The organism is Rickettsiales bacterium, assembly GCA_029252805.1.
GTDB lineage: Bacteria > Pseudomonadota > Alphaproteobacteria > Rickettsiales > JALZUV01 > JALZUV01.
The window spans coordinates 20,816-36,395 of record JAQXAR010000027.1; the positions used below are offsets into that span (position 1 = coordinate 20,816).

The window sequence follows — 15,580 nt, forward strand, 5'->3', positions numbered from 1 at the left end:
TAGATTAATTGCCTTCCGCAAGCGCGCCCTCAGCCAAATCTTTCGTCGCCTGCTGACGCAATTGACGGAGTTCCGCTAATTTCACGGTTACTTCCGTTGCACGCTTAGGGGTCATATTCGCGAGAATAGGCGCAGCCTTACGCTCCGACATACGATCAATCACTTCAAGTAAAATGCTCATCTTCAACTCTTCAAAGATACGTGCGGCCTCTTTCGGCTTCATGCTTTCGTAAATTTTCACGAGACTTTTAAGTTCCGTATCTTCTTGCACTTTGTTACGTTCAAGCAACTCTTGCAACTCCACCCGCATGACATCCATTTGCTTGATTTTATTGTCGATGCGCATTTCTGTCGCCTCCAACAAATTCTCACGCAAGCCGACTTCCTGCTCATATTGATCAATCTCTTCACGGCGCTGCGAGAGACTCTGCAATAGATCTAGTTCGATTTGGTTGAAACGTTTATCAACATCGACCACCTTTTCTGGCGGTGTAAGGGAAACATTTTCATTCTTTGGAGCCTCTTCTTCACCTTCAGTCTTCTCAGTGTCGTCTTCGGATTCGGCTTTCTTTGCCTTCGCCACTTCCTTTTTATCGTCTTTTTTATCAGCCTTTGCCGCATATGCAGGCGGTATGATCCCTCTGGCTAGATATTTCTGATCCATCGCCATCTCATCGACCTTGAGCAAAATGAATAAAGCGCACGCAATCAGCGTGATCGGCAATAGTCTAAATCGAAAACGTCGAGCGCTCATTATTCATTCCCTGACTTTAATGCATCTTGCAAATCTTGTTCCGCCTTCGAACGCAAACGCGCCGACGCACGTGAGCGTCGCGGCTGCGCAGCGGCCTGCTTATCGCCTAAACGCTCTAATACAGAATCAACTTTATCTTGCTTTTTACCCCTACCTGCCGCTCTCATTAGCGACTCTTTCGCAGCATTATCTTTCTTTTTATTGCGGCCAATCATTGGCTCGCGCTTTGGTGCAATGACGCTATTTCCGTCCGTTCTATCGGCTCTAGGTAGCGTATTATCCACTTTATCAGCAACCTTGTTGCCCTTCTCAATCATAAAGGCGAGATCATCCGCCAAGAAATTCGCTTTATCGAGACGCTCATTGAGTGATTCATTGACTTTCTTGCCCACTTTTTGCAGGTCATCGATCGATTCTTGCGCTCTCTTCGTCGTCTCATCGAACTTCGTAATCAGTTGCGCAAATTCCTCGCGGCTATCTTGAAGCACGCGAATACGACGACTCACCATCACACAATAAAAAATGGTCGCAACCAGCAACACAACCATCAAACTATCAATTAGCAGCTTTGCAATAAGTACCGTCATACGTTCAATTCCTCTAATTTCTTACGGATAGATTGGCTTAAAGAGACGGCAACCGTATCACCCACCCGACCGATTTTACCTGTTGAAAGCTCGACTCCACCACACTTCACGCGCGCTTCCTCACCGGGCTTTGTCTCTAGCATCATCGTGTTACCGACTTTGAGATTCACCACATCGCCCAACGGGAGTTTCATTTCATCCAGCACAACTTCGACATCCATATCCGTTTGGCGCATCTCTGTACCGAAGTGACGTTCCCACGCCGTATCTTGACCGAATTTCTCGCCCATAAACATTTGCAAGAGCATGTCACGAATCGGCTCTAGCGTAGTATGTGGGAGCAATAATTCGATAATGCCGCCACGGTCTTCCATCTCGACACGTAAACGCACGAGTAAGACCGCATTATTCGGACGAGTAATCGTCGCGAAGCGCGGGTTATTTTCCAAACGGTCATACTGGAATGTCACGGGCGATATCGGGTCAAACGCCTGACTCATATCGCTCAAGATAATTTCCACCATCTTACGCACGATATCCTGTTCAATCGTCGTATAAGGCCGGCCTTCAATACGCACAGGTTTTTGCGAACGGCGACCGCCAAATAATACATCAACCGTCGAATAGATCTGAGAACTATCAACCGTGATAATCCCAAAATTTTCCCACTCCACAGCGCGGAATACAACCAAAAGCGCCGGTAACGGAATCGAATTCAGGTAGTCATCAAAACGCAAACTCGTCATCGAATCAAGACTGACATCCACGTTATCGGACGTAAAATTACGCAAGGAAGAGGAAAGCATACGCACGAGACGGTCAAACACGACCTCCAGCATCGGCATTTTCTCGTACGCCATAAGCGCACGATCAAGAATCGCATGGATACCGGTATTATTATCGCCATCATCCTCCGCTTCAAAGCCGAGGAGCATATCAATTTCACTTTGATCTAAAACGCGATCATCACCACCAGCACCACCGGCACCGGTATCACCCCAACCTTCGGCAGCAGCAGCTTCTGCATCATCACCGCCCGTAGCCATATCACCCCAAGCGGCGGCAGCCTCTTCTTCATTTGCGGGTAAATTGCTCTCTTCGTCTGCCATAGCTCCTATATCCTAGCATATTTTATGCATTATTAGAAATCCTACCAAAAGTAGCTTTCGATATCGTTTCGTCCTATCGTTCTGCACCATTTATGCCAAACTCTCTATTGGACAATAATCTCTTTAAACAGAATGTTATTCACTTTTGCAGGAGCAATTGCTTGGTTAATACGCAACATCAACTCCTCACGCAGGCGATAAAGCCCAGCAGAGCCTGATAAATCACTCGCACGCAATTCACGTAAATAAGTGATGAAATTGTCGCGCACACGCGGCATATAAGCCTCCAGAGTCTTCACATCGGCCTGACTCGCCAATTCAATCGACACTTTCATCTTCAGGAAACTCGACTTACGACGATCTGACGTATTAAGATCCACCAAAAACTCTGGCACATCATAAAAGACAGGCACTTGCGGCCCTTTAGCAGCCTCAGCCAAACCTTCGGCTGAATCAGCAAGCGTTCCATCTTCTGCAAGAGCAACTTCTTCTTTCGTGGGTTCTTCTTCACCGCCCATCATAAAGAAAGCGGCACCGCCGGCAGCCAACAACAGAACCACAACACCAATGATTATAAAGAGTAATTTCTTCTTACCCTGCTCACCACCTTCTTCGTCTTCGTCATCCAGTTCGACTTCGTCGTTACCTGTACCTTCATCGTCAGCCATGAAGCTCTCCCTATTTCTTTTTCTAATTATTAGCGACAAGCACGCGCAGGAGCAATGGCTATCCGCAAGAAGTCTTTATCTGAGACCCGAAAGCACCACACCATCGCATTTTGGCACGCCTCCTGCATAGTAATTTTGTGAAACGAAAACCAACTGAAGAAACAGGTCCCATGGATAATAGTGTATATGTTGCTCTCTCTCGCCAAATGACGCTCTTTCGCGACATGGATGTTACGGCAAATAACATCGCTAACGCAGATACAACCGGTTATCAAACCGAAAAAACCATGTTCACGGATTATTTAGTGGATGACGGGAATCGCGAAGACATCGCTTTCTCGCAAGATATCGCAACCTATCACGACTTACGCCAAGGCAGTATGAATGTCACCGGCAACGATCTAGATGTCGCGGTGATGGGCGAAGGGTACTTCGTGGTGGAAACCGCTGCAGGCGAGCGCTACACACGCGCTGGTAACTTCCAAATGGATGCGGAAGGCACGCTTGTGACTGCTGATGGCTTCCCCGTAGTCGATGATGCAGGACAACGTATTCAATTTGAAGCTGAAGATCGCGATATTCGTATTGGTGAAAATGGTGCGCTCTTTGTAGATGGACAAGAACGTGCCACATTAGGCCTCGTAGAATTCCCCAACCGCCAAGACCTTAAACGTATGAATAGTACGTTATTCGAAAGTGACGTGCCGCCCGCTTTAGCGCAGAAATCACGCGTTCTGCATGGCACATTAGAGAAATCTAACGTTCAACCCGTAACCGAACTCGTGCGATTGACTGAACTCTCGCGCAGCACTGGCAGTACCGCCAAATTTATCGAGGTCATGTACGACCTCCAACGTAAATCGTCCCAGACTTGGACAGCACAAAGCTAATCAGGAGTTAAATCATGCGTTCACTTAATATTGCCGCCACCGGAATTCAGGCTCAACAAACTCATGTTGACGTTATTTCTCACAACCTCGCGAACATGACGACGACTGGCTACAAGCGCCAACGTGCGGAGTTCCAAGATCTCATCTACGAGAACCAGCGCCGTGTAGGCACGAACTCTTCCGACGTGGGAACAATTGTCCCGACTGGCACTCAATTTGGTCTGGGTGTTAAAACCGCCGGGGTTTACCGTAACCATAATCAAGGTACGGTTGCACAAACGGAAAATGCATTGGATGTAGCGATGCAGGGACGTGGATTCTTCCAAGTAGAACTTCCAACTGGCGAATTCGCTTACACTCGCAGTGGCGCGATGCAACGTAACCAAGACGGTGAGATCGTCACAATTGATGGCTACCTGATCTCCCCTGCCATTACGATCCCTGATGATGCTACCAGCATCTCAATCAACGCGACCGGTGAAGTAGAAGTCACGATTGACGGACAGATCGAACCCACCAACCTCGGTCAATTTGATATGGCCACCTTCATCAACCCAGCAGGTTTAGAAGCGATTGGTGGCAATCTCTATAAAGAAACAGAAGCCTCTGGCGCGCCGGTTGTCGGCCTCGCAGGCGATGAAGGTTTTGGTTCAATTCTTCAAGGCTTTCTAGAGCAATCCAATGTGAATCCCGTCACCGAAATTACTCAACTCATTGTCGCACAACGTGCCTATGAGATGAACACGAAGGTGATCACAGCATCAGATGAGATGCTGCAACAACTCAACCAATCGGCATAAAGATCGAATATCAGGCTTTAAAATAAAGCTTCAATCAGGAGATAAAACGATGAAACAGTTAATGATTATAATGCTTGGCCTCGCCATAGGGTTTATCATTCCAGCGATTGCTTTTGCCAGCAACCCTTGGGCGGAACATTATGCCAAGAAAGCAGAACCGCTTCCGGTAGCTCTGCCTGCGGTAGCTGACGCCATTTCAACGGCTCGCCAACAAACAGGCATTGAAAGCAGTATCACCTTCAAAGAAGCCGAAAAAGCGATCGCGAAAGCACTAAAGAAAGAAGGTGCAGGCGAAACGCTGAAAGTTAAAATCATTGACCATAGCCGCCAAAAAGCACTACTCACGCACCGCGCGCCGATCACGTTTGAAATTTCAGATGTGGATTACAATGCACGCGAACTCGTCTGGAGCGCAACCCTCTACCCTTACGAATCAGAACGCCCACTCTCGCCAATCAAGCTAGAAGGCCAATATGATGAAGTGGTCGAAGTCCCCGTACTCACGCGCCGCGTACGCCGTGATGAGATCATTACGCTCGCTGATATTAAATGGCATACGGTCGAAGCCAGCCGTTTACGTGCAGATACTGCCCTGCAAGCGGAACAAATTGTCGGGCAAGCGCCTTTGCGCACCATCTCGCCAAACCGTTCGGTACGGTTGGCAGAATTAGCGCGCCCCTCTGTAGTGAAAAAGAGCGATCAGGTGACGTTACAGTTCAAGAATGCAGCGATGGAAATTAAAACACTCGGCGAAGCGATGGAGGATGGCGCTGCAGGCGATATCATCCGCATCCGCAACAAGGATAGCCATCAACCGGTACATGCTCGCATCATTGCCGCAGGCTTGGCCGAAGCGATGCCACTGGGCGTACTCGCACAAGCAGGAGGTAACTACTAATGGCACTTATTAAAAAAGCAATTATCATACTCGCAAGCACCACCCTGCTTAGCGCCTGTAGCAACGCACTGGATCGTATTGAAGATATCGGCAAACCGCCGGCGTTAAACACGGTCAGCAATCCAGTCGAGAAATCCGATTACAAACCCGTCACATGGCCTTTACCCGAAGCACAAGCACCGAGCCGTGAATATGCAGGATCACTTTGGCAGCAAGGTTCACGTCACTTCTTCCGTGATCAACGGGCAGCGCGTGTCGGCGATATCATCCGTGTTAAAATTGAAATTAAAGATAAAGCGGAGCTCGAGAACGAAACTTCACGTGAACGTAAAAGCACTGAGTCACTCAATGCTCCCAAACTCTTCGGGCTTGAAGACGTCATTTACGGTGCCATTCCCGGCGGACAAGACCCTGCCAGCTTACTCAGCATAAGCGGTAGTAATAAAGGCGAAGGCAAAGGCACGGTCGAACGTGAAGAAATCATCGAAACGCAAGTTGCAGCGATCGTCACGCAAATGCTACCTAATGGCAATATGGTCATTAAAGGCAGCCAAGAGATTCGTGTGAATTTTGAAGTGCGTGAAGTTTCTGTCGCCGGCGTCATTCGCCCCGAAGATATCGATTCCGATAACACGATTGATTCAACGCAAATCGCACAAGCAAGAATTTCCTATGGAGGGCGCGGTCAGATCACCGATGTCCAGCAACCACGCTGGGGTAATCAAGTGATTGATATTCTCTCTCCATTTTAAGATACGATTTAGGCACAAGCCCATACCGCGCTCGTGCTAAATCACCGAGATCATCACTCCTGATGACTTTTCCCCTCGAGACTTCGGTTTCGGGGGGCTTTTTTTGTAAATAGAAGGGGATTTAATTAACTAAAAAGTGACTGACCAACACCTTGACCAACCGAAACATCGGGGGCATCGTGTGCATTAGCGGCGACGCCGCCATAACCGATTGCGGCTTGTGATCCTAAATCTGCAGCTTGCACATCGAAACTAGCTTGCGGCATATCACCAAGCATCTCCCCAAAACCTTGAGATTGCGAGGGTGCGGCTTGTCCTAAGCCTTGACTAACTCCCATTGTAGGAGATGGGCTTGATTTAGTGTCACCTAAACTTGGAGCGGGGGTTACTAAGTTAACTAGACCAGTGCCTGAACCTTTTACACCGGCAGAAAGCTTACCACCAGCACCAGCAGCCATACTCATGACTCCCGACTGTACGGCCTTACCAATATTGTCGACAATATCCAACAGCATGTCGGCTGACGCTTCAATACCTTCTTTTACACTGGACCATAGTTCATTACTCATAACCTACTAAGTATACCAGTTAGGAGGACATAAAACATGACATTTCTATGACAATCGGAGGGTTTACGCTTAAATACTACTATTTTTTTCCTGATAAACAAAGCATGGCATTTTCTGCGTTACTAACTTCGCACAGGCCTTCCTAGCCTGTGTTTCCGTCATATCAGCCAAACGGGCACGATAGAGCGTTTTACCCTTTACCTTCTGCTTATCGCCGACATGGATGCGCGCCACACGTAATAGCTTCGGCACCATACTTGCGGCATTAGAGGCCGCGACCATCGCCTCTCGAGATTCTTCATAGGCTCCGACCTGAACGCCCCACTCAGCACTCGCCTTAACCTGATACTTTAGATTGCTGTCAGGCGATTGATACGAAACCGGCATAAATTGACCGCGCGCACGCTGATAGTCTTTCATTTCAATATCATAGGCCGTTTTCGGCGCGGCTGGAACAGGAGGCGTAAACGACTTTGTTTTAAGCACCCTGCTAGTAAAATCAGCCGTCACATACTGCTTCGCCTGCGCGGCAGGAGCAGCTTGAAATGCAGCATATTGCTGCGGTGCTTGGGCAACTGGCTGAGACACAGCCGTTTTAACGACTTTTGGCGCCACTTGAGCAAATTGCTGTGATTGATTCCGCTGTTGAGGCACTCCCACCAGTTCCTGAGGTTTTGCTCGCGGCAATGGATCATTATTCAACACAAATTGGCGACGATTCGTCTGCAACGTCATACGCGCGAAAGTACGTTCCACTAGTTTAACCATCTTATCATCACGTTTTTTGGAAGTTTCACCGCCAAGCACCACGCCAATGATCGACTTACCACGGCGCGTTGCCGAAGTAATAAGGTTAAAACCAGAAGCACGGATATAGCCTGTTTTTAAGCCATCTGCACCGGTGATACGGCGCATCGCGTTATTGTGACTCTTATATTGTTTTTTCTTATATTTAAACTTATCGGTACGGAAAAAGTGATAATATTCAGGATAATGGCGGCGTAACGCCAGCGCTAGCACGGCCATATCACGCGCCGTTGTGACTTGCTGACGATTGGGCAAACCTGATGCATTCTTAAAAGTGGTATTTTGCATCCCTAAACGACGCGCCACCGCCGTCATGCGTTTCGCGAATTTATATTCCGATCCACCCAGTTTCTCGGCCATAATCACCGCAACATCATTCGCAGAGCGTACGACGAGAGCCTTAATGGCATCTCGAACAGTAATACGATCACCCTTTTTCATTCTTAAGTTAGTACTCGGCATGCTCGCTGCCTTTTTCGACGCTTTGAGCACCGTTCCCATACCTACTTTTCCTGTGCGCAAGGCATCAAAGGTCATGTAGAGGGTCATTAATTTCGTAAGGGAGGCGGGATAGCGCTGCTTACTCGCATTTTCAGCATGGAGCACCTTACCGGAATTTGCATCAATCATAAGAGAGGCGTTTTTGCTGCCCGCAGAGACAGAAGAAAGGGGCGAAACAGCCAATATCAACGCTGCAATCGCAATCAAAAGTAGATTATCAGGGTATACGGCCCTGTTATTCATACAAATTCCCCTGTTTAACGTCTTATTGTAACACTTATGCGTTACTTTTTTATTAAGGTAGCCTGATAATCGCTGGTTTCTCTACTATTGCAAGCCTTAGGCGCCCTAAAGTTTAACCTTTTTTCATTTATGGTTACTTATGCAACACGGCTTTGGCCAATTTCGGCAAATCCCCTTCCGTTCCCATCGCATGACGCATGAAAGAATCACGCAGACTTGGCCACTGATTCACTAGAGCAAAACCTGTATTACGCGCTAATGAAAGAATCGTACTGCTATTAGAGAATAGGCTATTCAATCCATCGGTTGCCGCCAGCATCGCCGTCGCATCAAAACGACGCCATTTTTGGTAACGCGCTAATACTCCTGCAGAACCGATATCTTCACCTGCGGCCAATGCTTGCACAATCACTTCCTCTAACACTGCAACATCGCGGAAACCAAGATTAACGCCCTGCCCGGCAATCGGATGCATCCCATGCGCAGCATCGCCTAAAAGAGCAAAACGATCTGCTGTATATTCCTTAGCCAGCACCGCCGTTAGCGGATAGCTCCAAAGCCGTGTTTCTAACTTCACTTCTCCCAGATAACTCTGCAGCTTATCTTTAAGGTAAACTAGAACTTCTTGCGCCGGAAGTGCACAAATCGCTTTTGCTGTCGCGGTCGGCTCCACCCATACGAGAGACGCCCTATTGCCCTGCATCGGCAACACAGCAAATGGCCCATTCGCAAAGAAACGCTCGAGCGCCACTCCCTTATGCGGTTTTTCATGCGAGATCGTCGCCACAATTGCAGTTTGCTTATAATCACGCTCAATTACGTCAATCTCCGCCCACTGGCGCAAGCGAGAGAATTTACCATCAGCCGCCACAAGTAAGCTCGCCTGAACAGAGTCTCCACTCTCTAATGTTAGAGTCACTCCGCCTTCCACACGCGCAGTCTCTTGCAGTAGGTCAGGCGCCATCACCGTAACGGATTGATGTTTTTTCACCTCGGCGAGGAGTGCCGTGCGCGTATGACGATTTTCGATAATATGCCCCATCGGCTCGTTACCGGCGTTACGGTGGTCATAATGCACCTGGCCAAAGCCGCCCGCCTCATGCACACAGATATCCTTGATCGGCTCAGCATGGGCAAACATCGCATCCCACACGCCAATATTTTGCAAAATACGCTGCGAGCCAAGCGAGATAGCACTAACACGCCCATCAAATTCCGGTAATTGCTGCTGGGTTAAATCAGCCTTATCGATAATAACCGTCGAGATATCCTGTCGCCCCAAAGCGACCGCAAGCGCTAAGCCTGTCATCCCCGCACCAACAATCGCAACATCAAAACGTTTCACCATAGGATAAGTAATGTGGTGAAAAGCGCTTCAATACTCAAGCAATATTCACGAAAAACTTTGATTGATTGGAGACTCGCAACTGCTATCACTGCGCTCATGAAAATCATCAGTTGGAATATCAATTCCGTCCGCCTTCGCTTACCCATCGTTTTGCAACTTTTAAAGGATCAGAATCCAGATATTCTGTGCTTGCAGGAAACCAAAACGCCGGATGAGCACTTCCCGCTTGAAGCACTCAAAGCCGCGGGCTACCCGCATATCGAGATTCGGGGTGAGAAAAGCTATAATGGTGTCGCGATAATCTCGAAACATCCCATCAGCAAAGTCGAGCGCATCGAATTTGGCGGCAATGCGCATACTCGCCACATCGGCGTCACGCTTGAAAGCGGGTTTGAGGTGCATAACTTCTATATCCCCGCCGGCGGGGATATCGCCGATCCTGTCAGCAACCCTAAATTCGCGCATAAACTGCAATTCTTAGCTGACATGACAGAATGGTCCACCAAGCAAAGCGATGCGCGCAAGCAAGTGATCGTCGGTGATTTTAATATCGCGCCACTAGAACATGATGTCTGGTCGAGCAAGCAACTGCGCAAAGTCGTCAGCCACACGGACCTTGAACGTGAAAAGCTTGAACTCCTCAAACAAGCGGGCGGATGGATTGATAGCCATCGCGAATTCACGCCGCATGACGAAAAACTCTATAGCTGGTGGAGCTATCGCGCCAAAGATTGGGAAGCGGCTAATAAAGGCCGTCGCCTTGATCATATTTGGGTATCCCCCGCATTAAAGGACGATTTAGTGTCTACAGAAACTCTCAAATCAGCACGCGGTGGAGACAAGCCTTCTGACCACGCCCCCATCATCACTGAATTAACCTAAAAAAAGGGCCGCCTCAAATTGAGACGGCCTAGGTAGTAACATTCAGGGAGTTAAATAGAATGTCACGACATATAGCTGTGCATAAGGGCTAGCTACATCCCGAAAAATTCTGTTTTTAAGTGTGGTGCGCTTCTAATGTACGAGAAGCGGTTCCAAACGGAACTGACGTGCGGTGTAAAATGCTGCGTCATAATTATTAAAACTTGCAAGTACTTCGCCATTCTCTGAACACACGGCATACCCTTTATTCTCACCATTGCGCGAGGCGCGAATATAAGTAAGAGGTTTCTTCTTCGGCTGATTAAGCGAAGATTCTAAAAGCTTGGTGTTATCACCTGTGGTATCTAAATTTGTCGTTTGCATTGTTTTAATGTCCTTCCATTACCGTCAATATAACGGAAATATCCGCGAGTAGTGTTACAGTTATGTTACATTCCTTAACGAAATGTTAATCTTTGGACTCGCGTAGGAATTGCTTTTAGCACAAAAACCACCTAAACTCACCCTTAAATTACAAAAAAAGATATTCATATATGAATACACAGACATTGGGGATAGGTGGAGCGTTGCTCCAGTTTACACAGAGACGGATACGCGAATTTGCGGGCATCTTCTGGTTTTTATTAGCTTTTTTCCTTACACTTTCACTTATCAGCTACGATTCATCTGACCCTTCTTATAACGTTGTCAGCGAACAATCCTTCCATAATTGGCTCGGTTTTACCGGCGCCATTACAGCAGACTTCTTGCTTCAATCCATCGGCCTCGCGAGTATTTTCATCGTTTTAACCTTCCTGGGATGGGGATGGCGCCAATTTATTCGTCATGGTGAGCTTTTTATACTACTACGCACCGCAACGCTGCTTTTAGCCCTACTTGCCGCCTCTTTCTTATTCAGCCTCATACCTTTTCCTTCCGGCTGGCCGATTTCTGCTGGATTAGGCGGGGCGATCGGAAGCCTACTCGAAGCGCAGCTCCCTGCTGGACCGATCAAACTCATCGGCGCGGCCTTTATGATCGTCGCTTTCCTTGCTCTCTGGGGCATTAGCTCTGGCATCAATCCACGTGAATGGAAAGGTATTAACCTACTGCTTGGTTACGTAGTTTTCACTATCATCCGCAAAATCACAAGCCTCTTCCGCTATAGCAGCCGCGTTACGTTTGATGGTTACGAATTACCGAAGATAAGCACCTTGATTCGATTCCTGCCATTTATTGGCAATAAAGAAGAGGGCGAAATTCAGAACCCACGCCCCAAGAAACGTCGCGCACGACACAAAACTGCAAAACCAGAAATACAAGAGCACCCCCGACCGGAGCCTAAAGTCAGTAAACGCGTACAGAAAACGTCTAAAAAAGAAGAACAGGCAAGCCTGCAACTCACCCGCCGCGAAGGTGGATATGAGTTGCCGGATATAAGCTTGATGAAACCCCCGCCCAAATCTTCACGCAAACACACATTGAGTGATACGGCGTTAGAACAGAATGCCCGACTTCTGGAATCTGTTTTGCATGATTTCGGTGTAAAGGGAGATATTGTCGGCATCCGCCCTGGCCCTGTCGTCACCCTCTATGAACTAGAACCTGCCGCCGGTACAAAATCTTCACGCGTGATTGGCCTAGCAGACGATATTGCGCGCTCTATGAGTGCTATCTCTGCGCGTATTTCGGTCATCCCAGGCCGTAACGCCATGGGGATAGAACTACCAAATAGCAAACGCGAAACGGTCTATTTCCGCGAGATGCTAGAAGATGGCGAGTTCACGCAAACCGATAGTGACCTGCCCCTTGCACTCGGCAAGGATATTGGCGGGCAACCAGTAGTGGTTGATCTCGCAAAAATGCCTCACTTGCTCGTCGCAGGTACGACCGGTTCGGGTAAATCCGTCGCGATTAATACGATGATCGCCTCGCTGCTTTACCATCACACGCCGGAAGAATGTAAGTTCATCATGATTGATCCGAAGATGCTTGAACTCTCGGTTTATGAAGGTATCCCTCACCTACTCTGTCCGGTTGTGACGGAACCACCGAAAGCCGTTGTCGCCCTCAAATGGACGACCAAAGAGATGGAAAATCGTTACCGCTTAATGGCCAATCTCGGCGTGCGTAACGTGGCCGGCTATAATAAACGCATCCGCGCCGCTAAGACGAAAGGCGAAGAATTAAAACGCACCGTCCAAATCGGATTTGATCCTGAAACCGGCAAGCCAATCTACGAAGACCAGCCGATGGATATGAACCCGCTACCCTTTATTGTGGTCGTGGTCGATGAAATGGCAGACCTTATGTTAGTCGCCGGTAAAGACATCGAAACCAGTATCCAACGGCTTGCTCAAATGGCACGTGCCGCTGGTATCCATATTATCATGGCCACACAGCGCCCATCGGTCGATGTGATTACCGGTGTCGTTAAAGCCAACTTCCCAACCCGTATCAGTTTCCAAGTCACCTCACGTATTGATAGTCGCACGATCTTGGGCGACCAAGGGGCGGAACAACTGCTCGGCATGGGTGATATGCTCTATATGGCGGGTGGCGGTAAAGTCACGCGTGTGCATGGCCCGTTCGTGTCTGATAAAGAAATCGAACATTTAGTATCCTTCATTAAAACCCAAGGCGAGCCTAATTATGTCGAAGATGTAACCATTGACCCAGATGAAGCAGGTGATCTGTTCGATGGCGGCGGCGAGATGGATGAAGAAACCATGCTCTATAATCAAGCCGTCAACATCGTACGCACCGACAATAAAGCCAGTACGTCATACATCCAACGCAAGTTAAAGATCGGCTATAACCGCGCCGCACGCCTGATTGATAGAATGGAAGAAGAAGGCGTCGTCAGCCAAGCCAACCACGTAGGCAAGCGCGAACTTCTTTAAGCTAATTTTCTGGCTTGACTTACCCGCCCAGATTGTATTTATTGGCACAATAGTATCTAGGTTAGATACTTCGGGGCTTTCAAAAACCTCTCCACAAGCGGTTGTGTGACAGCAATCGTTAACTACACTGTCTCCTCGTTCCTAGGGTCGGGGTGGTGACGTTATGTAACAGGCTCACGCTGAAAGCGTCGCAGCTATCTTGTGGTAGTTTTTGAACACCCCGGCCACCAGTGGGGCTTCCCCGCTGGTGGTCACTCACTCATTATGAGTCGGGAGGATCGGGGAATAAAAGACCATAGCTTAACACTAGGGAAATACCCGGTTGAATGTTGTAAATAAGAACAAGCCTCCCGGCGGTTGTGGGGGATGCCCGAACCTGTTGGGCGATAGCCCTGAAAACAAACTTAGTCTTTTTTCTTAATCATGGTGCCAGCACCGGCTTCAGTGAAGATTTCCACCAGCATCACATGCGGGATACGCCCATCGAGGATGTGCGCTTTGCTTACGCCTGCATTCAGCGAGCTGACGCAGGTTTCAAGTTTTGGAATCATACCGCCACTGATCGTGCCGTCCTGCATGAGTTGATCCACTTCGCCTAAGCTTAATTCGCTGAATAGCTCACCATCTTTGGCCAACACGCCGGGGATATCGGAGAGCATGATGAGCTTCTCCGCACCAATCGCCGCAGCGACAGCACCGGCTGCGGTATCGGCATTAATGTTATAGGTCTCGCCATCTTCGCCAATACCAATCGGCGCGATTACGGGAATAAAGTCAGACTTCGTGAATTCTTCCATAATGGCGGGGTTTACCTTTGTCGGCTCGCCTACAAACCCTAGATCCAACACGCTTTCAATATTGGAATCCGGATCTTTCTTCGTGCGCTGCAGCTTTTTGGCTTGAATGAGGTTACCATCTTTACCTGACAGCCCCATCGCTTGCCCGCCGGCTTTTTGAATCGCCGTAACGATAGATTTATTGATCGCGCCCGAAAGCACCATCTCCACCACATCAACAATACTCTCTGTGGTGACACGCAAGCCATCGACAAATTCGCTCTCAATATTCAAACGCTTCAGCATGCTCGCAATTTGCGGCCCGCCGCCATGAACAACAACCGGGTGGATACCAATTTGTTTAAGCAGCACGATATCACGCGCGAATTTTTCCGCGAGCGTATCATCGCCCATCGCATGACCGCCATATTTCACCACGAAAGTTTTACCCGCAAAATGACGCATATAAGGCAAAGCCGCGGCAACGGTTGCAGCCGTGCGAAGCCATTTATCTTGGCGGCCAGATAGGGGGTATTTTTTCATCGTTTAACTGCTCAGCAGCCCTTTAATTTCTTTACGGATAGCCTCTATACCATCATTCTTTTCAGAGCTGCTAGCGATAATTTCAGGATGCGCCGCGCCGCGCATACGCACGAAAGCTTCGCATTCATCTATCACTTTGGCGAGTTCCGTCTGTTTGATTTTATCGACTTTTGTCAGGATTAATTGATAATTTACCGCTGAATCATCGAGCAACTTTATCATCTCAATATCAACGTCTTTGATACCATGGCGGCTATCTATCAACAGGAATACTCGGCGTAAATTAGGACGACCCAGCAGGTATTCTTTCATCGTCTTATGCCATTTTTTTATATCGTCTTTGCTCGCACGCGCGTAGCCGTAACCTGGAATATCGACGAGGAAGAACTGCTCATCCACTTCGAAAAAATTGAGTGCCTGTGTGCGCCCTGGAGTATTAGAAGTACGCGCCAGCTGCTTGCGGCCAGTCAGTGCATTTAATAAGCTGGATTTCCCAACATTTGAACGCCCTGCGAACGTCACTTCCATGGCTTTCGGTGGGGGCACATAGTCTAACGTTGGGCAGCTCATA

General features: G+C 48.4%; 16 protein-coding genes. 6 read left to right on the top strand and 10 right to left on the bottom strand.

Annotation, left to right across the window (positions count from 1 at the left end; translation table 11 throughout):
* Positions 1 to 4: 4 nt before the first annotated feature.
* The 4 genes from P8P30_05930 to P8P30_05945 form a co-directional block, all read right to left on the bottom strand.
* Positions 5 to 754 carry a hypothetical protein gene (locus P8P30_05930; protein MDG1287088.1) on the bottom strand — a complete coding sequence of 250 codons (750 nt, stop codon included), beginning with the start codon at positions 752 to 754 and terminating at the stop codon, positions 5 to 7.
* A complete protein-coding gene (locus P8P30_05935; protein MDG1287089.1) occupies positions 754 to 1,341 on the bottom strand; it encodes a DUF6468 domain-containing protein in 588 nt (195 codons plus the stop codon). The genes P8P30_05930 and P8P30_05935 overlap by 1 nt, the downstream gene beginning before the upstream one ends.
* Positions 1,338 to 2,450: a flagellar motor switch protein FliM gene (gene fliM / locus P8P30_05940; protein ID MDG1287090.1), complete on the bottom strand. Its 1,113-nt coding sequence runs from the start codon at positions 2,448 to 2,450 to the stop codon at positions 1,338 to 1,340. Before fliM ends, P8P30_05935 begins: the two co-directional genes overlap by 4 nt.
* A gap of 104 nt (positions 2,451 to 2,554) precedes the next feature.
* Complete coding sequence (locus tag P8P30_05945) at positions 2,555 to 3,118, bottom strand: flagellar basal body-associated FliL family protein (GenBank protein MDG1287091.1); 564 nt, start codon at positions 3,116 to 3,118, stop codon at positions 2,555 to 2,557.
* A 170-nt stretch (positions 3,119 to 3,288) separates the two neighbouring features.
* On the opposite strand from P8P30_05945, the gene flgF reads away from it, so the two are divergent.
* From flgF to flgH, 4 genes are read left to right on the top strand one after another with little or no spacing between them, the layout of a single operon-like run.
* Entirely contained in the window at positions 3,289 to 4,008 is a 720-nt protein-coding gene (gene flgF, locus P8P30_05950) for a flagellar basal-body rod protein FlgF (GenBank protein ID MDG1287092.1), read from the top strand.
* Positions 4,009 to 4,022: 14 nt separating this feature from the next.
* Entirely contained in the window at positions 4,023 to 4,808 is a 786-nt protein-coding gene (flgG, locus tag P8P30_05955) for a flagellar basal-body rod protein FlgG (protein MDG1287093.1), read from the top strand.
* Positions 4,809 to 4,857: 49 nt separating this feature from the next.
* Positions 4,858 to 5,706, top strand: a complete 849-nt coding sequence (gene flgA, locus P8P30_05960) for a flagellar basal body P-ring formation chaperone FlgA (GenBank protein ID MDG1287094.1) — start codon at positions 4,858 to 4,860, stop codon at positions 5,704 to 5,706.
* Entirely contained in the window at positions 5,706 to 6,458 is a 753-nt protein-coding gene (gene flgH / locus P8P30_05965) for a flagellar basal body L-ring protein FlgH (protein MDG1287095.1), read from the top strand. Before flgA ends, flgH begins: the two co-directional genes overlap by 1 nt.
* A 125-nt stretch (positions 6,459 to 6,583) precedes the next feature.
* Here flgH and P8P30_05970 read toward each other — a convergent pair whose 3' ends face one another.
* From P8P30_05970 to P8P30_05980, 3 genes are all read right to left on the bottom strand, one after another.
* Positions 6,584 to 7,027, bottom strand: coding sequence for a hypothetical protein (locus tag P8P30_05970; protein MDG1287096.1), 444 nt, complete (start codon positions 7,025 to 7,027; stop codon positions 6,584 to 6,586).
* Between the two features lie 69 nt (positions 7,028 to 7,096).
* Entirely contained in the window at positions 7,097 to 8,578 is a 1,482-nt protein-coding gene (locus P8P30_05975) for a D-alanyl-D-alanine carboxypeptidase (protein MDG1287097.1), read from the bottom strand.
* 133 nt (positions 8,579 to 8,711) lie between these two features.
* A complete protein-coding gene (locus P8P30_05980) occupies positions 8,712 to 9,926 on the bottom strand; it encodes a UbiH/UbiF/VisC/COQ6 family ubiquinone biosynthesis hydroxylase (protein MDG1287098.1) in 1,215 nt (404 codons plus the stop codon).
* Between the two features lie 96 nt (positions 9,927 to 10,022).
* Here P8P30_05980 and xth point away from each other — a divergent pair, with 96 nt between their 5' ends.
* The gene (gene xth / locus P8P30_05985) at positions 10,023 to 10,808 is read left to right on the top strand and encodes an exodeoxyribonuclease III (protein MDG1287099.1); all 786 of its coding nucleotides are present in this window, start codon (positions 10,023 to 10,025) and stop codon (positions 10,806 to 10,808) included.
* 132 nt (positions 10,809 to 10,940) lie between these two features.
* Here xth and P8P30_05990 read toward each other — a convergent pair whose 3' ends face one another.
* Positions 10,941 to 11,171: a hypothetical protein gene (locus tag P8P30_05990; protein ID MDG1287100.1), complete on the bottom strand. Its 231-nt coding sequence runs from the start codon at positions 11,169 to 11,171 to the stop codon at positions 10,941 to 10,943.
* A gap of 170 nt (positions 11,172 to 11,341) precedes the next feature.
* Here P8P30_05990 and P8P30_05995 point away from each other — a divergent pair, with 170 nt between their 5' ends.
* A complete protein-coding gene (locus P8P30_05995) occupies positions 11,342 to 13,690 on the top strand; it encodes a DNA translocase FtsK 4TM domain-containing protein (protein MDG1287101.1) in 2,349 nt (782 codons plus the stop codon).
* A gap of 404 nt (positions 13,691 to 14,094) precedes the next feature.
* Here P8P30_05995 and argB read toward each other — a convergent pair whose 3' ends face one another.
* Both argB and yihA read right to left on the bottom strand, forming a co-directional pair.
* The gene (gene argB / locus P8P30_06000) at positions 14,095 to 15,009 is read right to left on the bottom strand and encodes an acetylglutamate kinase (GenBank protein ID MDG1287102.1); all 915 of its coding nucleotides are present in this window, start codon (positions 15,007 to 15,009) and stop codon (positions 14,095 to 14,097) included.
* A 3-nt stretch (positions 15,010 to 15,012) separates the two neighbouring features.
* On the bottom strand, positions 15,013 to 15,579 hold the full coding sequence (gene yihA, locus P8P30_06005; GenBank protein MDG1287103.1) for a ribosome biogenesis GTP-binding protein YihA/YsxC: 567 nt from the start codon (positions 15,577 to 15,579) through the stop codon (positions 15,013 to 15,015).
* Between the last annotated feature and the right edge of the window lies 1 nt (position 15,580).

Coding starts and splice junctions, on each gene's coding strand:
- P8P30_05995 (MDG1287101.1), top strand. CDS start 11,342: ATGAATACACAGACATTGGGGATAGGTGGAGCGTTGCTCCAGTTTACA.
- yihA (MDG1287103.1), bottom strand. CDS start 15,579: ATGAGCTGCCCAACGTTAGACTATGTGCCCCCACCGAAAGCCATGGAA.
- P8P30_05980 (MDG1287098.1), bottom strand. CDS start 9,926: ATGGTGAAACGTTTTGATGTTGCGATTGTTGGTGCGGGGATGACAGGC.
- xth (MDG1287099.1), top strand. CDS start 10,023: ATGAAAATCATCAGTTGGAATATCAATTCCGTCCGCCTTCGCTTACCC.
- flgG (MDG1287093.1), top strand. CDS start 4,023: ATGCGTTCACTTAATATTGCCGCCACCGGAATTCAGGCTCAACAAACT.
- flgH (MDG1287095.1), top strand. CDS start 5,706: ATGGCACTTATTAAAAAAGCAATTATCATACTCGCAAGCACCACCCTG.
- P8P30_05945 (MDG1287091.1), bottom strand. CDS start 3,118: ATGGCTGACGATGAAGGTACAGGTAACGACGAAGTCGAACTGGATGAC.
- P8P30_05935 (MDG1287089.1), bottom strand. CDS start 1,341: ATGACGGTACTTATTGCAAAGCTGCTAATTGATAGTTTGATGGTTGTG.
- P8P30_05975 (MDG1287097.1), bottom strand. CDS start 8,578: ATGAATAACAGGGCCGTATACCCTGATAATCTACTTTTGATTGCGATT.
- fliM (MDG1287090.1), bottom strand. CDS start 2,450: ATGGCAGACGAAGAGAGCAATTTACCCGCAAATGAAGAAGAGGCTGCC.
- P8P30_05990 (MDG1287100.1), bottom strand. CDS start 11,171: ATGCAAACGACAAATTTAGATACCACAGGTGATAACACCAAGCTTTTA.
- argB (MDG1287102.1), bottom strand. CDS start 15,009: ATGAAAAAATACCCCCTATCTGGCCGCCAAGATAAATGGCTTCGCACG.
- flgA (MDG1287094.1), top strand. CDS start 4,858: ATGAAACAGTTAATGATTATAATGCTTGGCCTCGCCATAGGGTTTATC.
- P8P30_05970 (MDG1287096.1), bottom strand. CDS start 7,027: ATGAGTAATGAACTATGGTCCAGTGTAAAAGAAGGTATTGAAGCGTCA.
- flgF (MDG1287092.1), top strand. CDS start 3,289: ATGGATAATAGTGTATATGTTGCTCTCTCTCGCCAAATGACGCTCTTT.
- P8P30_05930 (MDG1287088.1), bottom strand. CDS start 754: ATGAGCGCTCGACGTTTTCGATTTAGACTATTGCCGATCACGCTGATT.